Below are 18,924 nucleotides of genomic sequence, written 5' to 3'. Positions count from 1 at the left end.
TATTTCAATACTATAGTAAAAATATGAACAAAACGCAGTGAATATAAGTAAAATAGAATGTTTCAATACCTCTTTGATTCTAGTTAAAAGAATTGTAATTTCGTATGTAATACTCATACACATGAACAACTCTATCGCACAACGTATAGCAGATTTTTTAAAACATTATGAACCTTTTACTTATTTAGGTTCAGATGATATTTATAGAATTGCTACTCAAGTAAAAGTTTTATATTTCGAAAAAAATCAAATTTTATTTCAAATAAACGATAAAACGCATGAGAATTTCTATGTTGTAAATTCTGGTGAAATTGGTTTAAACATAACTTCAGATTCAGATGATGTCTTAATTGACAAATGTGATGATGGTGATATTATTGGTTTAAGACCTTTTTTTGCAAAAGATAATTATTTAATGACGGCAAAAGCTCGTGAAGAAACTATTCTTTACGCTATTCCAATTGAAATATTTAGACCTTATATTTCTCAAAATCAAGCGGTTTTAAACTTTTTATTAGAAAGTTTTGCTTCTAACACACGAAATCCACACAGTAAAGAAAATAAAGGAAAATTAATTTCTGAAAATGTTATTTATAATGAACAAACAGCTGAAATTCAATACTATCAACCTATAAAGTATACAAAAAATCCAATTACTTCTAAAGCAAATCATCTAATAAAAGATATTGCTAAAAAAATGGTAGATCATAAAATTGGGAGCATTATTGTTGAAAAAAGTAACTTACCTATCGGAATTATTACGGATAAAGATTTACGTTCAAAAATCGCTACAGGCTTATTTCCTATTGATGTTGATGCAAAACAAATAATGTCAACTCCTGTTATTACTGTTGCAGAAAACCTTTCCATTGCTGAAGCTCAAATTATGATGCTAAAGTATAATGTAGGTCATTTATGTGTTACAATTGATGGAACTATTCATTCTGAAATCAAAGGAATTATTTCCGAACATGATATTGTGGTAGCTCAAGCAAATAATCCTGGTGTTTTAATAAAACAATGTAAAAGAGCTTCAAATTCTACGGATTTAAGAATTATTCGAGAAAAACTAACAGAATTAATCCAACAATCTTTAGATAAAAACATACCAATCAATCATTTATGTTCTATTGCTGGTGAAATTAATACAGCTATTTCTAAAAGAGCCATTGAATTGGCTATCGAAAAAATAGGAACTCCTCCTCCAACCCGTTTTTCTTGGATGGCTATGGGAAGTCAAGGTCGAAAAGAACAATTATTGATGACCGATCAAGATAATTTTATAATTTTTGAAGATGTTCCTGATAAAGAATATGATAATGTAAAGTCTTATTTTCTTCAATTAGCCGAACGTGTGACCAAAACTTTAAATAAGGTAGGTTATGAATTTTGTCCAGCAAATATGATGGCAAGCAATCCTCAATGGTGCAAGTCATTAACTGATTGGAAAAAACAATTCAATTTATGGATTAATGCTCCTGGTGATAACGGAATTTTAATGTGTTCCATCTTTTTTGACTTTGATTTAGTTTATGGTGATGAAGCATTTGTAGATAAAATTACTCAAAACATATTTGACAATACACATAAAAACGAAATTTTCTTTGCTTATTTAGGTGCTGATGCTATAAAAAGTCCGCCACCATTAGGATTCTTCAAGCAATTTATTGTAGAAAACGATGGAGAAAACAAAGATTCATTCGATATAAAAGCTAGAGCCTTAATGCCTTTAATTGATGCAGCAAGATTATTGGCTCTTAGTAAAGAAACCAGAAATGTAAATAATACCTATTTAAGGTTTAAAAAATTAGCTGAATTAGAACCTCAAAATCAAGACTTACATGAAGCTTGTGCAGATGCATTTCTAACTTTATTAACCTTTAGAACGGAAGAAGGTTTGTTAAATGAAAATTCTGGTAGATATCTGAATTTAAAAGAGTTATCAAAATTAGATAAAGTAAAGCTTAAAAACTGTTTTAGTCCAATTGAAGGAATTCAGGAATTAATAAAAACGCGATTTCAATTAACTTATTTTACTTAGTATGAATTGGAATTGGTTTAAGAAAATAACAAAAGACAAACCCAAATTTTGGGAAACGTATTTATCTAATTTTGAAGATAAAGAACGAAGCAATCGCTATGTAGTTTTTGATTGTGAATCAACGGGTTTAGATTATAAAAAAGATAGAATTTTATCCATTGGAGCTGTTGCAATTGTTGACAATATGATTCAAGTGAATGATTACTTTGAAGTTTTTGTAATTCAAGAATTGTTTAAACGTGAATCTGTTCCTATTCACGGAATCATGCGAAATGGAAATGAAGATAAAATTGTAGAAGTTGAAGCCATAATTCGCTTTCTAGAATACATTAAAGATGCTACTTTGGTCGGACATCACGTGAATTTTGATATCGAATTAATTAATGAAGCCTTGAGTAAGCTTGATTTAGGTAAAATCAAAAATGATTATATGGATACGGATGCTATGTATCAAAAATTGAAGCATTTACCTTTTGAAGAACACAGAAGTTTAGATGAATTATGTGACATTTATAAAATCCGAAAAAGTGATAGACATACAGCTTCTGGTGATGCATTTATAACTGCACTACTCTTTTTGAAATTGAAAAAAAAGTTGGAGATTTAATATTTATTCATTTTCAACCAAAATTCACAATCTTTTGTCCAAAATTGACTTGTATCTTCTTTTCCTAAACCTTGCATATCTAAATTAGAACGTTTTCCGAAAGCACCTAAAACTATTTTTGAAGTATATATGTCATTATTTTGTGTAAAAACTGTAAAATCATCGGTAAAAAAACCAACTTTAGTTACTACTTCTTTTACAACCTTTCCTCCTAGTTCTAAAAACGTATTATATAAGTAATTATCCAAAGCAAAACGACTAATACCAAATCCACCCAATGGTAAGTCAGATTCTATGGTTTTTCCTGAATGAGTGGATAATTGGTTTATATTGATTTTTGTAGGGTTTAATGATTCAATAGCTAAATCTAAATATTTCAAATAAGGTAAAACTTCGTTTGAAATAAATTCGCCACAGACTTTATGTTTTGGATAGTCATTTTTTTCAAAAAGCAACACGTTGAAATTTCGTTTTGATAAATCAATAGCAGCTATTAGACCTGCTAAACCACCACCAATTATCGAAATTTCATCTTTTGTTTTCATTTATCTAATGTACTACTTCTTTCAGAGAAAATAACTCCTAATATTAAAATTAACTATTGTTACACATCAAACTTAATTACTTATTGGCAAATAAAAATCAACATGTGGGAATTATATAAATACTTTTTATAATTCAATAAGTTTTCTGCTTTAATTCTAGATAATTTTATTGAAATATAGCTGAGATATGACTCCTGAAATAATCATTGTTTTTAGTGTACTTCTTCTATCAGTAATTTTATTTGCTTTTGAAGTATTTCCAATTGACAAAATTGCCTTTTTTATTATGGTAAGTTTGTTGGTTTTTGGACTTTTAAAACCTGAAGAAGCAATCAGTGGTTTTTCAAGTCCAGCAACAATTTCCATACTCTGTTTGATGATTTTAGCCATTGGATTAGAAGATAATGGAGTTATTTCATGGTTATCTAGTGGTCTACAGAAGTTGAAAATACTTCCTTTGCTATTAATTATTCCGTTATTTATGTTTATTACAGGAACAGTTTCTAGTTTTATTAGTACTACTGCTGTTGTTATTGTTTTTATAAAAATCATCACAGATCTTTCTAGAAAATATAAAATTCAGAAAGGAAAATTACTCTTACCTATTTCATTTGCTGGAATTTTAGGAGGAAGCTGTACTCTAATGGGAACTTCAACAAATCTTATTATAAATTCAGTAGTTAAAAAACATGGAATTGAGGGTTTTACTTTTTTTGAGTTTAGTAAATATGGTTTGCTCTTTTTAGTAATAGGAATCGTTGTTGTGACTTTATTATCTTTTTTATTACCAACTGGAAACAATGAAGAATTTGATGTTTTAGACATAAATAATCGATATTTGACCACAGTTCAAATTAAAGAAGATTCAGAGTTGATTGATAAAACATTGGAAGAAACTTATCTTTTTAAGAAGGATAAGATTAAAATATTAAAACTAATAAGAGGTTATAAAACCACTAAACTTCCGGGAAAATATATTAAAATTAAAGCAAATGATGTGTTTGTGATTAGTGGTGATGCCAAATCTATTTTTAATTTAAAGAATTCAGATAATTATCTTGTGAATTATACACTTGAAGATGAAGAAAAAGAAAACGAAGAAGAAAATTCAGAGGAAAATGAATTGAATTATACCAAAATAATTGACTTAGTAGTTTTACCAGGTTCACCTTTGATTAATAAAAGGTTTTCAGATATTAAAAGTTATATGATAAATGGTGCAAAACCTCTAGGCTTTAGAAACAGAACCAAATTACCAAACTTTTATGAAAGAATCATGCAAAAAAATATTGATGATTTGACTATAAATTTAGGAGATCAACTATTGGTAGAAATCCCAGAAAAGAGGTATTTTGAATTCAGTTCTTCAGAATATATGACTGTGAATAAAGATTATGATTTTACGTTAAAAAGTTCAAAAACAAAGCGAAATATTACTTTTTTAATTTTACTTGTAGTGATAGGATTAGCATCAACAAGTATACTTCCTATCTTAAGTAGTGCTTTGGTTGGTTGTGCTTTACTTTTAGTTTTTAATTGCATTCGTTTAGGAGATATTTACAAGAAGGTTAATTGGGAAATTATCTTTTTATTAGCCGGAATGATTCCAATTGGAATAGCAATGGCAAACAGTGGAGCGGATAAATATTTGACAAAACATTTATTGGATTTATGCTTAAATCAACAACCCTATTTTATTATTGGAATTCTATTTTTAACCACAATGTTGATTAGCGGATTTATATCTAACAATGCAACTGCAATTATCATAACACCCATTGCTATTGCTTTAGCACAAGGAATGGATTTACCAGTGAAACCCTTTATTTTAGCTGTTTTATTTGCCGCTAATTTTAGTTTCTTTACACCAATGGGTTATCAAACCAATACAATTGTATACGGTCTGAATATTTATAAATTCAAGCATTTCTTTATTGTTGGAGGAGTATTGTCTATTATTTTATGGATTGTGGCTACATTTGTTTTGTCGAGTATGTTGTAAAAAAAAGGAAGCTTACAGCTTCCCTTCTTTAATTTCTTCTACACATTCTGAAATAAACCTTTCAGTAAATTAATCTTTTTTTAAATCCATTTGTTGTTTATCAACATCCCAAACTAATTTTTCTTTATTTAATTCAAACCAATTCATCCATTTTTTAAATGTAATTTTTTGATATACAAATGATTCATATTCTTCTGAATAAACCTTATCATCATCTATAGAAATATTAGTTAACTTTGTTAATTTATCATTTGCATAATCAAAATCTTCTACATAATAATGTTTTTTGTCATCCATTCTTTTAATTAAATTATAATATTTAAAAAATAATTTTTTTGGATCTTTATAAATATATTTTACATTTTTATTGACTTTGATAATATTATGTTTTGAATCAAAATAGATATTATTTTTGTTGATTTTATACCACTTTTTCCAATCGTTTATATTCTCTCTATTTGGACTTGGAAAAGATACAAATTGTTCTGTGTAATTTGATCTTACTTTTGTTAACTTGTACAGCTTTTCAACTGGATAATTTATTGAATCAATATTAATAGGATAGCTAGGCTATTCAATTAATCTTAAATAATTCTTATATTCTTTTCTAGCTTTTTTATTATCAGAATTACTTAAACCTTCTGAAATAGTAGAGCAAGAACATAAAAAGAATGTACTTAAAATTACAAAAAACCTCATAAACAATGTAATGATAAAAAATTACAGTTTCCCTTCTTTAATTTCATCCACTACTTCTGGATTAAGTAATGTTGATATATCTCCAAAATTAGAATAATCACCTTCTGCTATTTTACGTAATATTCTACGCATAATTTTTCCTGAACGTGTTTTTGGCAAACCAGACACGAACTGAATTTTATCCAATTTGGCTATTGGACCAATTTGGTCTGAAATCATTTGATTAATTTCTTTTCTTAAATTGTCTTGGTTACGACTTTCTCCAGATTGTTTTAAAATTACATAACCATACAAAGCATTGCCTTTGATATCGTGTGGGAATCCTACAATCGCACTTTCAGCTACTGCTGGATGTTCATTGATAGCATCTTCGATTGGAGCTGTTCCTAAATTATGCCCCGATACAATTATAACATCATCTACTCTACCTGTAATTCTATAATATCCTACTTCATCGCGCAAAGCACCATCACCAGTAAAATATTTACCAGGAAAAGCTGTAAAATAAGTATCTTTATAACGTTGATGATCATTCCAAATAGTTCTAGCCATTGATGGCCAAGGGAATTTTATACATAAAGCTCCAGTAACTTGATTACCTTCAATTTCGTTTCGTAATTCGTCCATTAAAACAGGTTGAATTCCTGGCAAAGGCAGTGAAGCATAAGTTGGTTTAGTTGGCGTAACAAATGGTAAAGGAGAAATCATAATGGCACCCGTTTCTGTTTGCCACCAAGTATCTACTAATGGGCAACGTTTTCCTCCTACGTGATCGTTGTACCAATGCCAAGCTTCTTCATTAATAGGTTCACCCACTGAACCAATTACTTTTAAAGAACTTAATGGAAAACGTTGTACAAAATCAATACTTTCTTTAGCTAAAGCACGAATGGCTGTTGGAGCCGTATAAAACTGATTCACTTTATGTTTTTCAATAACTTCCCAAAAACGACTAAAATCTGGATAGGAAGGAACTCCTTCAAAAATAACCGTTGTTGCTCCATTTAAAAGTGGCCCATATAATATATAAGAATGTCCTGTTATCCAACCAATATCAGCTGTACACCAATAGACGTCATTTTCTTCGTAATTGAATACATTTTTAAAAGTATATGCTGAATTTACCATATATCCACCGGTTGTATGCACCATTCCTTTTGGTTTTCCTGTAGAACCTGATGTATAAAGTATAAATAAAGGATCTTCTGAATCCATAATTTCAGCTACATGTGTAGACATAGCAGCATCTAATAAAGGTTGTAACCATTGGTCACGTCCTTCTTTCATTGAAATTTCTGTATTGGTTCTTTTAGCCACTAAAACCGTTTCAATTGAAGGGCAATTTTTTAAAGCTTCATCAACAATTCCTTTTAAATCAATAGTCTTATTTCCTCGAAATCCTCCATCAGAAGTTATAACCATTTTACATTCACTATCATTAATACGGGCTGCAACAGCTGAAGCAGAAAAACCAGCAAAAACCACAGAATGAATAGCTCCAATTCTAGCACAAGCCAAAGTTGCTACTGCTAAATCTGGAATCATTGGTAAGTAAATACAAACCCTATCCCCTTTTTGAATACCTTGTTCTTGTAAAACATTAGCCATTTTTGCAACTCTTACATACAATTCATTATAAGTTATATGTTGTGCTTCTTCATTTGGATCATTAGGCTCAAAAATGATAGCTGTTTTATCACCTCTTTTATTTAAATGCCTATCAATACAGTTTTTAACTATATTCAATTTTCCATTTACAAACCATTTAAAATTAGCTTCTTGCATATCAAATTCAAAGGTTTTATCCCAACGTTGATACCAAGTAAACTCTTCATCAGCAATCTTATCCCAGAATTTTCTAGGTTCTCGGACAGATTTCCTATACATTTTAAAATAATTTTCTAAATCTTTAATTTTATAGTAACTCATTTGTAGTGATTAGTGATTAGTAAATAGTGATTAGTTTTAAAATTCTAAATTCAAATTTCTTACTTCTAAATTCAGAATTGTAAATATATAAAATCTGTTTGTTTTGATACATTTTTTATTGCTAATTTAATATAGATTTATCATTTGAATGACCCTTTTTTATATTTTTGAAACTGTTCTTTAACTTCATCAATAATAGCTTCATCATCAATTGTTGAAGGAATTTGAAATTTTTCACCATCAACTATGCTTCTTAATAATTTTCGTAATATTTTCCCAGAACGGGTTTTTGGTAATCTTTGAACAATGATAACATTTCTCAAACTTGCTACAGCACCAATTTTTTCTCTAACTAATTGTACTACTTCATGTTCTAATTGAAAATGCTCAATCTCTTCACCAGATTTTGTAACTACTAATCCTAAAGGAATTTGACCTTTTAATTCATCATTTATTCCGATAACAGCACATTCTGCAACAGAATGATGTGAAGCAACAATTTCTTCCATTTCTGCTGTTGAAAGTCGGTGTCCAGCTACGTTTATTACATCATCAACTCTACCCGTTATGAAAATATAATTGTCATCATCTATAAAACCACCATCTCCAGAAAAATAATAACCTGGAAATTTATTTAAATAACCTGCTCTAAATCGTTCATTATCTTGCCATAAATCTAATAATGTTCCAGGTGGCAAAGGTAATTTTATAACTACATATCCTTCTTCATTTGGTCCCAATTGATTTCCTTTTTCATCAAAAATTCTGATATCATATCCTGAAACTGCTTTTCCTGCCGAACCTGGTTTTATGGGTAAATATTCAACACCCATCATATTAGCAATCATAGGCCAACCTGATTCTGTTTGCCACCAATGATCTATAGCCGGAATTGGAATATGTTTTTGGTACCATTCTAAAGTGGCAACATCACAACGTTCACCAGCCAAAAATTGCGTTCTCAAACTACTTAAATCATATTGTTTTATAAATTCACCGTTTGGATCTTCTTTTTTGATAGCTCTAATCGCTGTTGGAGCGGTGAACATTACATTAACTTTATGTTCAGCGATAACTCTCCAAAATGTGGAAGCATCTGGAGTTTTTATGGGTTTTCCTTCAAAAATGATGGTTGTATTTCTATTTAATAATGGGCCATAAACGATAAAACTATGTCCAACAACCCAACCAACATCTGAGGCAGCCCAAAATATTTCACCTTCTTTTACACCATATATTTTTTGCATTGAAAATTTAAGTGAAGTAGCATAACCTCCTGTATCTCTAACAATTCCTTTTGGCTTCCCTGTTGTTCCTGAAGTATATAAAACATATAACGGATGTGTTGCATTTAAGACCACACAATCTGCTTCTTCAGAACCATAAACTAATGCATCATAATCAACATCATATTTTTTAAACGGAACCCTTGCTCCTAATTTTCGATTGAAAACTACTACTTTTTTAGGTTTATGTTCGGCTAATTCTATGGCTTCATCAACCATTGGTTTGTAGGCAATTACTCTGTCAACTTCTATTCCAGATGAAGCAGTTATGATTACCTTTGGTTTGCAATCGTCAATTCGAATAGCTAATTCATGTGGAGCAAATCCCCCAAAAACTACGGAATGCGTTACTCCAATTCGAGCACAAGCTAGCATAGCAAAAGCAGCTTGTGGAATCATTGGCATATAGATTATGGCTGTATGACCTGCTTTTAATCCTAATGATAATAAACCACCAGCTAATTTGGCAACTTCTGTTTTGACTTCGTTGTATGTATATCTTTTTACATTTTGAGTTACTGGTGAATCAAATATCATAGCAATTTGATCTCCAAAACCATCTTTAATATGTTTATCTATAGCTAAATAGCATATATTTAATTCTCCATCTTTAAACCAAAGTGGGTAATCATTTTCGTCTTTTGATAAAATTGTTGTTGGATGTTTATACCAGTTTAATTCTTTGGCTTGTTCATCCCAAAATTGTTCCGGTGAATCAATGCTTTGGGAATAAATTTCATTGTAAGTCATTACTTTTATATTACTTTATGGTTGTGTTAATTGTATATAGTAAATATAAAAAAAATCAGAATGCAATTTGGAAAAATATTGCTAAATAGATATATACAATTATATATTTTAAAATAAGTAATTTTGATATTCAATAAAATTTTGTGATGAAAAAAATTGTAATTCTTATAGTAATAAATATTATCAGCAGTTATATAAATATTACTTATTCTAATGATTCTGAAAAATTAAAAACGTTAGTTGACTTATATTCTAAAGAAATAAATCAAATTACTACTTTGGATTATTATATCAAGTATGAAAAATTATTAAATGATATTGAATATAAAAATTTAACCATTGATGAAGAAAAAATAAATTACTCAATAATAAAATGGGAAATTGACCTAGGAAAAAAGTCTTTAGCATTTTCTTCAAATTATATTCCTTTTAATCAACATCGAAATTATCAAAAGAACATTAAAATTTATGTTCAAAATCCAAATAATTTTAGAAGTGAAAGAGAATATTCAAATTATCTAAAGTTGTTATCCAAATATTATGATTGGATAGAAAAGTCTATTGAAAACTTTAAATTAGGTATTCAGAATAATATTGTTTTACCTAAAATAATTGTTGAAGAAATGATTCTACAATTTGACATTAAAGATTTTAATAACATAGAAAAAAATGAATTTTATCTTCCTTTAACCTATTTTTCAGATGATATTTCCTTAAGCTTTAAAAATGATATTTCTGAAAAAATTAATACTTTTATTGCTAATGATGTTTTCAATAAGCAGAAGAAAATGTATGACTTTTTAGTGTATGAATATTTACCAAAAGCACAATTAAAAGTTGGAATAACTAATTTACCAGATGGAAATGCTTGGTATGAATTTTTAATTAAGAAATATACTTCTACTGATTTAACTTCAAACGAAATTCATAAAATTGGATTAAATGAAATAGCTAGAATTAAAAAAGAAATGATTGAATTAAAGAATAAAATGAAATTTAAAGGAAATTTTAATGAATTTTTGATTTATTTAAATACTATCAAATCAAAAAAATATGAAAATTCTGAAAGTATTCTTGATGAAATCAATCTAATTAATGAAACAATAAATAAGAATATTTTCAGTTGTTTTAATGAAGTTCCTAAATCTAAACTTGAAATAAAAAGAACAGAAGCTTATAGAGAACAAACTGCAAATCCAGAATATATAGATGGAAATTTTAAAAAATCTATTTCAGGTATTTTTTATTTTCCTATAAAAGATTACACCAATTTTACTTCTATTTATAACGAATCTGTTTTTTTACATGAAGCTATTCCAGGACATCATTATCAAATTTCATTAATTCAAGAAAATAATACTATTCCTGAATTTAGAAAAAACTTATGGTATGAATTTTATGGTGAAGGTTGGGCTTTTTATGCTGAAAGTTTAGGTACTAATTTAGGTTTATATACAGATGATTTACAGTATTTTGGCAAACTAGAAAATGATATGCACAGAGCTCTTCGTTTAGTTATAGACACAGGAATTCATACTAAAAATTGGACTTTTGATGAAGCCGTTAATTATTCACTTCAATATGAAATAAAAAATAAATCAGAAATTGAAACAGAAATAAAAAAATATATTGCAATTCCAGGTTTAGCTTTGTCTTATAAGATGGGCGAATTAAAAATTAAAGAATTAAAATCATATTCTATAGAACATTTGAAAGATAAATTTAGTATCAAAGAATTTCACCATGAAATATTAAGTTCTGGACAAATGCCTTTAGAAGTATTAGAAACAAAAATCAAAAATTGGGTTGATAAATATCCTAAATAAGCTATTCAACCAACTCAAAAACCTTTTCCACAACATTCTTTACAGAGAAAGGTTTGGTTAAATAAGCATCTGCACCAAGTGATAAGCCTTTTTCGATATCAGAAGTTTTATTTTTTGCTGATAGAAAAATAACTTTTGTATGTGAAAGGTTTTTATCTTTTTTAATATGTTCTAAAGTAGCATAACCATCAACCATTGGCATCATAACATCCAAAATAATAACATCAGGGAAATTTGATTTTAAAATATCCAATGCTTCTTGTCCGTCACGTGCTATAAATACTTCAAAATTATTTTTCTTGAAAGTATATTCTAAGGCCATTATGATGTTTGGCTCATCGTCAACTAGTAGTATCTTTTTCATTTTTAATCTTGTTCTTTTGTTGATTCTATTGGCAAAGTAAATGAAATATTTGTACCATTCATACAATTATCTACCCAAATAGTTCCGTTGTGATGTTCTATAATTTGTTTACAAATGGCCAAACCTAATCCACTTCCAACTGGTTTTTTTATATTTTGATTGGTGGATTGATAAAATTTATCGAAAATAGCCTCAAAATCATCTGTATCAATTCCTTTTCCATTATCTATAACGGAGGTTTTTACACAATTATTTTCAATTTTACATTGAATTGTGATTTTTCCATCCGTTTCTGGACAGAATTTAATTGCATTTGATAATAAATTAGTAATTACCTGCACTATTCTATCTTCATCATAATAACAAAAAACCTTATCATTACTTGTAATTTCTACACAAATTGATTTGTTCTTAATCAACTGTTGCAAAGGTTCAATCGATTTTTTTATAGTTTGTTTTAAATTGTTATTTGTGGGATGAATCGTTTGTTTTCCGGTTTCAAATTTCTCTAAATCTAGAATTTTATCAATCAAACGGTTTAATCTATCGGATTCTGAAATAATATTCTGCAAAAATTGCTTTTTAAGTTCATCCGGAATTTCATCATCATCGTGTAAAATCTCACTAGCTGCACGAATAGCTGTAATTGGAGTTCTTAATTCATGAGTTACAGTATCCAAAAATTCATCTTTTTGTTTGTCTTTGATGACTAAGTTTTCATTGGCCTTTTTGAGTTGGGATGATATCTTTTTCAATTCATTAGAAGTTTCGGTCAACTTTTTATTGATGATGATATTTTCTTTCGATTCTTCAAGAATTTTTAAAACTTCAGGTAAAGTTACCTTTTCTTCTTTTACAACACTTGAGATTAAAATTCGAGCCGAAGCAGTTCCGATATGACCTGTCAATAAATTTTCTGCAAATTTGACTAATCTAGCATCAGCTAATTCTTGATCTGAATCAACATTATATTTAGAATTAAAAATATTCATAGCTCTTTTAGTTCGATCTTCTCCTAAAAATCGAATAAGCACTTTTTTTATATCACTTGTGTAAGCTGTTCCTTTCCATACAAATGCATTTTCATGGTTGTTGCTATATTTTTCAATATCCACATACATTTCAGCATAATTTCTTTCTCTGTAATTTCCTTTAAAACTCACAGAAATAGCAAAATATAAAAACGTATTAATAAGCAAACTCCAAAATAAAGCATGAGGAACGGGTTCTAAATAATCCAAACCAAACAATTGAAAGGGTTTTAATAATTCTATTTGAAATAAACCTTCATTAACAAACGTACTTGATGAACTTGTAATTCCGATGGCAAAAGGAACAAGTAAGGTGTATAAACATATTGAAAACCCTATTAATATGGACCAAATAGCACCTAATCTAGAACCTCTTCTCCAAAAAATAGCGCCAAAAAAGGCTGGTGCTAATTGAGCAATGACTACAAATGCAATTAAACCTATGGAAACTAAGCTGTAATCTAAGGCAAAGAATCTGTAAATAAAATAAGCGGTAATTATCAATGAAAAAATCCCTATTTTTCTAATATTTACAATCTTTTTATTATTAATAACTTGTTCTTCTGTATTTAATTTTCCTAAAAAAGTATATGGAATTAATAAGTTATTACTAAGCATAGTAGCTAAACTAATACTAGAAACAACAATCATTGAAATGGCTGCCGAAAATCCTCCTAAAAAAACCAAAACAGTCATCCATTCATTGTTAAATAACTGAGGAATCAATAAAGAGTATGTGTCTGCATTAACAGCTGTTCCTTCAAAAAGTACATTTCCACCCCAAGCAATTGGATATACAAATAAATTGAAAATCAACAAATATAAAGGAAACAACCAAATGGCTGTTTTAATGTGTTTTTCTCTATTATTTTCTACAACTGACATATGGAATTGTCTAGGCAATAAGAAAATAGCAAATAAAGAAACCATACATAAAAAGAACCAATTGATACCTTGAGTTAAGCCTCCTATGCTGTTCTTGGCATTAAAATTTTTTGATAGTGAAGCTTGTTTATAAATATCATCAAATCCATCAAAAACAAAAAAAGTTACATAGACCCCAATCATTACAAAGAAAACTAATTTTAAGATACTCTCCATAGCAACAGCAGTAACTATTCCTTTCCGTTTTTCGGAAGCATCAACATATTTCGTTCCATAGTATGAAGCAAATAAGGCTAAAGCTATGGCTACATAAGTTGTTGTGTCATTAAAAATTAGGGAGCTAGAACTTGTTTTTGTTACAACATGAAAAGTTTCTGAAATAGCTTTTAGTTGAAGTGCTATATAAGGCAGAATTCCAAAAACACAAACCAAAGTAACTATAGCTCCAAGTAATCTACTGTTTCCATATCTTAATGAAATAAAATCAGCAATACTAGCAATTTTATTGACTTTAGAAATTTTAATTATTTTTCTAAGTATTATAATCCATGCCGGAATAACTATTATTGGTCCAATGTAAATGGATAGAAAGCTTAAACCTGATTTAGCTGCAACACCTATACTACCATAATATGTCCAAGCTGTACAATAAACAGCCAACGATAAAGAATAAATATAAGAATTATTAGTCCATTTAATATTCCCTCTCTTTTCGGCCCAATGGGCTATATAAAATAAGAACCCCAAATATACTAACAGTATAATTATTAGAAGAATACTATTCATAATAACGATTTACTACTAACAATGAAACTAATATGGACAATATCCAAATAGAAAATATGTAAATATAAATGATAGGAAACCCAAATAATGGTGTCGAAGTATCAAACAATAAAACAATCGGAATATTAAAGGCAATTAATAATCCAATACTTAAAACAATTAATTTTTGTTGATGTCTTTTTTTCATTTAGCAAATAGATACATTTGAGTAAATATATTGATAATATTTATATTTATAGAATGAAATTACTAAAAAACCCCTACTCTAAAAGTAAGAGTAGGGATTAATGTAGTGCTAACCAAAAATTAAATAATTATTTAATGTCCGGTTGCTTCTCCTGCACCTGATGGAATTCTAATATTTTCTACAATATCTTGTACATCTTGTGGCGGAGCTGGTGTAAAGCTATTTACTACAAAAGCAACTATAAAATTGACAATCATGGCAATAGTTCCAAATCCTTCAGGAGAAATTCCAAACCACCAACTAGCTTTTAAACCATCAACCGCTTCTTTACCTCCATCGAATAATCCAAATTTAAATTTCAACATGTAAAAAAGCATTAGTAAAAGGCCAACTACCATTCCTGCTATTGCACCTTCTTTATTCATTTTTTTATGAAAAATTCCCAGAATAATGGCTGGAAAAAATGAAGCAGCTGCTAATCCAAAGGCAAGTGCCACAACAGCAGCTACAAATCCAGGAGGATTTATACCAAAATAACCTGCAATTACAACAGCAACAGCAGCAGATCCACGTGCAGCCCAAAGTTCACCTTTTTCAGAAATATTTGGGTTTACCATTTTTTTAATCAAATCATGAGAAACTGAAGAAGAAATTACCAATAATAATCCAGCAGCAGTTGACAAAGCAGCAGCTAATGCACCTGCAGCAACTAAAGCTATAACCCAATTAGGCAATTGAGCAATCTCTGGGTTAGCTAATACCATGATATCGTTATCAATTGTAAGTTCACTTCCTTTTAATCCTTTTGCAGCTTGAGCCGCTAAGAATTCTTCATTTTTAGATTTATCATTATAGTATTGAATTTTTCCGTCACCGTTTTTATCTTCAAATTTTAACAAACCTGTTTTTTCCCAATTAGTAAACCAAGCTGGCATTGAAGCATATTCTTTGTTACTAATAGTTTCAATTAAATTTGTTTTAGCAAATACAGAAACCGCTGGGGCCGTTGTATATAAAATAGCTATTAGTAATAAAGCCCAACCTGCTGATTTACGAGCATCTTTAACTTTTTTCACAGTAAAAAAACGAACAATTACGTGAGGTAAACCCGCTGTTCCAACCATTAAAGCAAGTGTAATTGCAAATACATCAATCATTGATTTTGAACCATTGGTATATTCTGCAAATCCTAATTCTGTTGAAAGTCCATTTAATTTATCTAACAAATAAACATCTCCTTCTCCAACAACAGTAGAGCCCATACCTAGTTGTGGAATTACATTTCCTGTCATTTGAATAGAAATAAAAATAGCAGGAACCATAAAGGCAAATATCAAAACACAATACTGTGCAACTTGTGTGTAAGTTATTCCTTTCATTCCTCCTAAAACAGCATAGAAAAGAACGATTACCATTCCAATAACAACACCAGTATTAATATCAACTTCTAAGAATCTTGAGAATACTAGTCCTACTCCACGCATTTGTCCAGCAACATAAGTAAAGGAAACAATTAAGGCACAAAATACAGCCACAGTTCTTGCTGTATTTGAATAATATCTTTCCCCAATAAAATCAGGCACGGTAAATTTTCCAAATTTTCTTAAATAGGGAGCTAGTAATAAGGCTAAAAGCACATATCCACCTGTCCAACCCATCAAATAAACGGCTCCATCATATCCAGCAAAGGAAATAATTCCGGCCATTGAAATAAATGAAGCAGCGGACATCCAATCAGCAGCTGTTGCCATTCCGTTTGCTAAAGGAGAAATTCCTCCACCAGCAACATAAAATTCTTTTGTTGATCCAGCACGAGACCATATTGCAATTCCAATATATAAAGCAAATGTAACGCCTACAATTATGTAGGTCCAAGTAAGTACATCCATGATATTTTTTTGTGTTAGTTAGTTAAATTAATTATTCGTCAAATCCGTATTTTTTGTCTAATTTGTTCATTAATCGCACATAGACAAAAATTAATACGACAAATACAAAGATTGAACCCTGTTGGGCAAACCAAAATCCTAAAGGAAAACCTCCCAATTTAATTTCATTTAAAACGTCTTTGAATAAGATTCCAGCTCCATAAGAAACGGCAAACCATATACTTAATAAGATTAGAAGGTAACGTAAATTCTCCTTCCAATAAGCTGTTGCGTGTTTTTGTTTATCACTCATTTTATTGTTTTTTATTGGTTAATTTTATAGATAAATCATTGCTTGAAGCGTAACTGTATTTACGGCTTTGTTAGAAGCATATTTTAAAGATTGATATTCTAATGTTAATTTAGAATTATGACCACTAAAATAAAAGTTTGACCCTACTCCAAATTGATTAGCATTATCATTGATAGCATCAATTTTGCGAGCATCATACGATAGATAAGGTTGTATTTTAGTTGTCTTTTTTGAGGGTATAACATAACCAACATGACCGTGAACTAAAGTTCCTGTTTCATATGTTGTACCTAACGTAAAATCTTTTCCATAATCATTATTTTGAAATAATCCATAAGCTGTAATTGCACCACCATTAGAACCAATTGGAGCATCGTAAAATAAATCAGCTGCAAATATTTTTACATCTTCTCCACTTACATTTCCAAGAGCATCCGCTACTACAGACCCACTTGGGTGTACAAAAAATCCTGCTCCCACATTAAATACTTTCTTTCCTCCTAGATAAGAACCTACTTTATAAGGTAAAAAGTTACTTTCCGCATCTTTAAATGCATATTCAAAATAACCAGCATAGTTTTTTCCTGCATCTTTTGAACCTAACAATCTTCTTCCAGTATATGTAGCTGCTCCACCATTTACAGGAACAGCTGCTACTTGTAAATTATTTGTCATAGATTCATTTATAGAAACACGGTATTGAAATTTTTCAATTGAGCCTTTAGCATAAAAACCAATGTGTCTAGCAAACTGGTCCGATAAACCTAAAGTAGCCCATGCTTGACGCTGATTATCTAAAGTCATTATGTTTAATGTACTTTGATTGTTTAAACGTGATATTCCATTCCAATAATGTAATCCTCCACCAACGGCATGATTCTTTCCTAAACTATATTGTGCCCATACATCGTGGAAAAATAATTGAGCTGATTCTCCTTTACCTGTTGGAGAAAGATTGTCAGCATTTAAACTATTTAACCCAAAATGAGTTAAGATTAAAAAGTCTTTATTGATTTGTGCATACATTAAAACACGAGCTCTTCTAACGTTGAAGTTTAGGTTTGACTGCTCGTTACCATTTGCATCTAAAGGAGTGTTGTCATTATACTGTGCTTGTACTTGAGCCCAAGATATAATTCTAAAATACTTGGAGCCATCTTCATTGATATTGACTTTTAAACCTCCTCCATAATCTGGTGAGCCTTGTGAAAAAGCCATTATTGAAAATAAAAATGCTGCTAAAAGTGAAATTTTTTTCATAATTTGGTATTTGGTTAGTAATACATTTTTGCATGACCAAATTCTAAAATTATGTTAATGAAAAAAATTATGATATATATATATGTAAAGTGATATAGTTAATCTTTAAAACGTTCCCATTTTATTAGCATGAACTTATCTCCCAACTCAGTTATTATCATTCCTGCTCCAGATAATAATTCTTTATTTTGAAGGTACTCTATGAGTTCATTGTGTTTAAAAATTTTATAAGTTGGATGATAATTCGGATGTGGTGGCTTCTTAACTTTGAACTCCTTTACCCAATTGCTAATCGAAACATGAGAAACTCCAATAATGCGTTCTATTTCTCTATAGCTTAAGCCTTCTAAATAAAGCTGTAACGCTTTTGTAACATAATAATCATCTATTTTTTTTCCGAGCTTATTAACGGTGAAATAATAGTTGCATGATTTACATAAATAACGTTGTCTATCTTTTATTATTCCACTTTTTACAATGCCTGTATTTTGACATTTTGGACAAGCTATAATTTCCATATATAAAAATTTTGCATAAATATATTA

General features: G+C 29.4%; 15 protein-coding genes. 4 read left to right on the top strand and 11 right to left on the bottom strand.

Going from position 1 to position 18,924, the window contains the following annotated elements:
- Positions 1-121 precede the first annotated feature (121 nt).
- Positions 122-2,041: a DUF294 nucleotidyltransferase-like domain-containing protein gene (locus tag AABJ49_RS12945; protein WP_338378707.1), complete on the top strand. Its 1,920-nt coding sequence runs from the start codon at positions 122-124 to the stop codon at positions 2,039-2,041.
- Position 2,042: 1 nt separating this feature from the next.
- Entirely contained in the window at positions 2,043-2,648 is a 606-nt protein-coding gene (locus AABJ49_RS12940) for a 3'-5' exonuclease (protein WP_338378706.1), read from the top strand.
- Here AABJ49_RS12940 and AABJ49_RS12935 read toward each other — a convergent pair.
- Positions 2,645-3,193, bottom strand: a complete 549-nt coding sequence (locus AABJ49_RS12935; RefSeq protein WP_338378705.1) for an FAD-dependent oxidoreductase — start codon at positions 3,191-3,193, stop codon at positions 2,645-2,647. The two genes, AABJ49_RS12940 and AABJ49_RS12935, sit on opposite strands and share 4 nt — an antisense overlap.
- Positions 3,194-3,380: 187 nt before the next feature.
- Here AABJ49_RS12935 and AABJ49_RS12930 point away from each other — a divergent pair, with 187 nt between their 5' ends.
- Entirely contained in the window at positions 3,381-5,195 is a 1,815-nt protein-coding gene (locus AABJ49_RS12930) for a sodium:proton antiporter (protein ID WP_338378704.1), read from the top strand.
- Positions 5,196-5,264: 69 nt separating this feature from the next.
- Here the strand turns inward: AABJ49_RS12930 and AABJ49_RS12925 are convergent, their stop codons facing one another.
- The 3 genes from AABJ49_RS12925 to AABJ49_RS12915 all read right to left on the bottom strand — a co-directional run bounded on the left by AABJ49_RS12925 (position 5,265) and on the right by AABJ49_RS12915 (position 9,859).
- Positions 5,265-5,492: a hypothetical protein gene (locus tag AABJ49_RS12925; RefSeq protein ID WP_338378703.1), complete on the bottom strand. Its 228-nt coding sequence runs from the start codon at positions 5,490-5,492 to the stop codon at positions 5,265-5,267.
- Positions 5,493-5,915: 423 nt separating this feature from the next.
- On the bottom strand, positions 5,916-7,823 hold the full coding sequence (gene acs, locus AABJ49_RS12920) for an acetate--CoA ligase (protein ID WP_338378702.1): 1,908 nt from the start codon (positions 7,821-7,823) through the stop codon (positions 5,916-5,918).
- A gap of 140 nt (positions 7,824-7,963) precedes the next feature.
- Positions 7,964-9,859, bottom strand: coding sequence for an acetate--CoA ligase (locus AABJ49_RS12915; protein WP_338378701.1), 1,896 nt, complete (start codon positions 9,857-9,859; stop codon positions 7,964-7,966).
- A gap of 146 nt (positions 9,860-10,005) precedes the next feature.
- Here AABJ49_RS12915 and AABJ49_RS12910 point away from each other — a divergent pair, with 146 nt between their 5' ends.
- A complete protein-coding gene (locus AABJ49_RS12910) occupies positions 10,006-11,685 on the top strand; it encodes a DUF885 domain-containing protein (protein ID WP_338378700.1) in 1,680 nt (559 codons plus the stop codon).
- 1 nt (position 11,686) lies between these two features.
- Here AABJ49_RS12910 and AABJ49_RS12905 read toward each other — a convergent pair whose 3' ends face one another.
- The 7 genes from AABJ49_RS12905 to AABJ49_RS12875 form a co-directional block, all read right to left on the bottom strand.
- Positions 11,687-12,049 carry a response regulator gene (locus tag AABJ49_RS12905; protein WP_338378699.1) on the bottom strand — a complete coding sequence of 121 codons (363 nt, stop codon included), beginning with the start codon at positions 12,047-12,049 and terminating at the stop codon, positions 11,687-11,689.
- A gap of 2 nt (positions 12,050-12,051) precedes the next feature.
- Positions 12,052-14,751 (bottom strand): ATP-binding protein, encoded by a 2,700-nt coding sequence (locus AABJ49_RS12900; protein ID WP_338378698.1) that lies wholly within the window; start codon positions 14,749-14,751, stop codon positions 12,052-12,054.
- A complete protein-coding gene (locus AABJ49_RS12895) occupies positions 14,744-14,938 on the bottom strand; it encodes a hypothetical protein (RefSeq protein WP_338378697.1) in 195 nt (64 codons plus the stop codon). Before AABJ49_RS12895 ends, AABJ49_RS12900 begins: the two co-directional genes overlap by 8 nt.
- Positions 14,939-15,069: 131 nt before the next feature.
- Positions 15,070-16,827 carry a sodium:solute symporter family protein gene (locus AABJ49_RS12890; protein WP_338378696.1) on the bottom strand — a complete coding sequence of 586 codons (1,758 nt, stop codon included), beginning with the start codon at positions 16,825-16,827 and terminating at the stop codon, positions 15,070-15,072.
- 31 nt (positions 16,828-16,858) lie between these two features.
- Entirely contained in the window at positions 16,859-17,119 is a 261-nt protein-coding gene (locus AABJ49_RS12885; RefSeq protein ID WP_338378695.1) for a DUF4212 domain-containing protein, read from the bottom strand.
- A gap of 24 nt (positions 17,120-17,143) precedes the next feature.
- Positions 17,144-18,379: a hypothetical protein gene (locus tag AABJ49_RS12880; protein ID WP_338378694.1), complete on the bottom strand. Its 1,236-nt coding sequence runs from the start codon at positions 18,377-18,379 to the stop codon at positions 17,144-17,146.
- A 98-nt stretch (positions 18,380-18,477) separates the two neighbouring features.
- Positions 18,478-18,897: a hypothetical protein gene (locus tag AABJ49_RS12875; RefSeq protein ID WP_338378693.1), complete on the bottom strand. Its 420-nt coding sequence runs from the start codon at positions 18,895-18,897 to the stop codon at positions 18,478-18,480.
- Positions 18,898-18,924 lie beyond the last annotated feature (27 nt).

Source organism: uncultured Flavobacterium sp. (assembly GCF_963922255.1).
Classification (GTDB): Bacteria; Bacteroidota; Bacteroidia; order Flavobacteriales; family Flavobacteriaceae; genus Flavobacterium.
The sequence above is the reverse complement of the archived record's forward strand: the minus strand, read 5'-3'. Positions and strand labels throughout refer to the sequence as shown.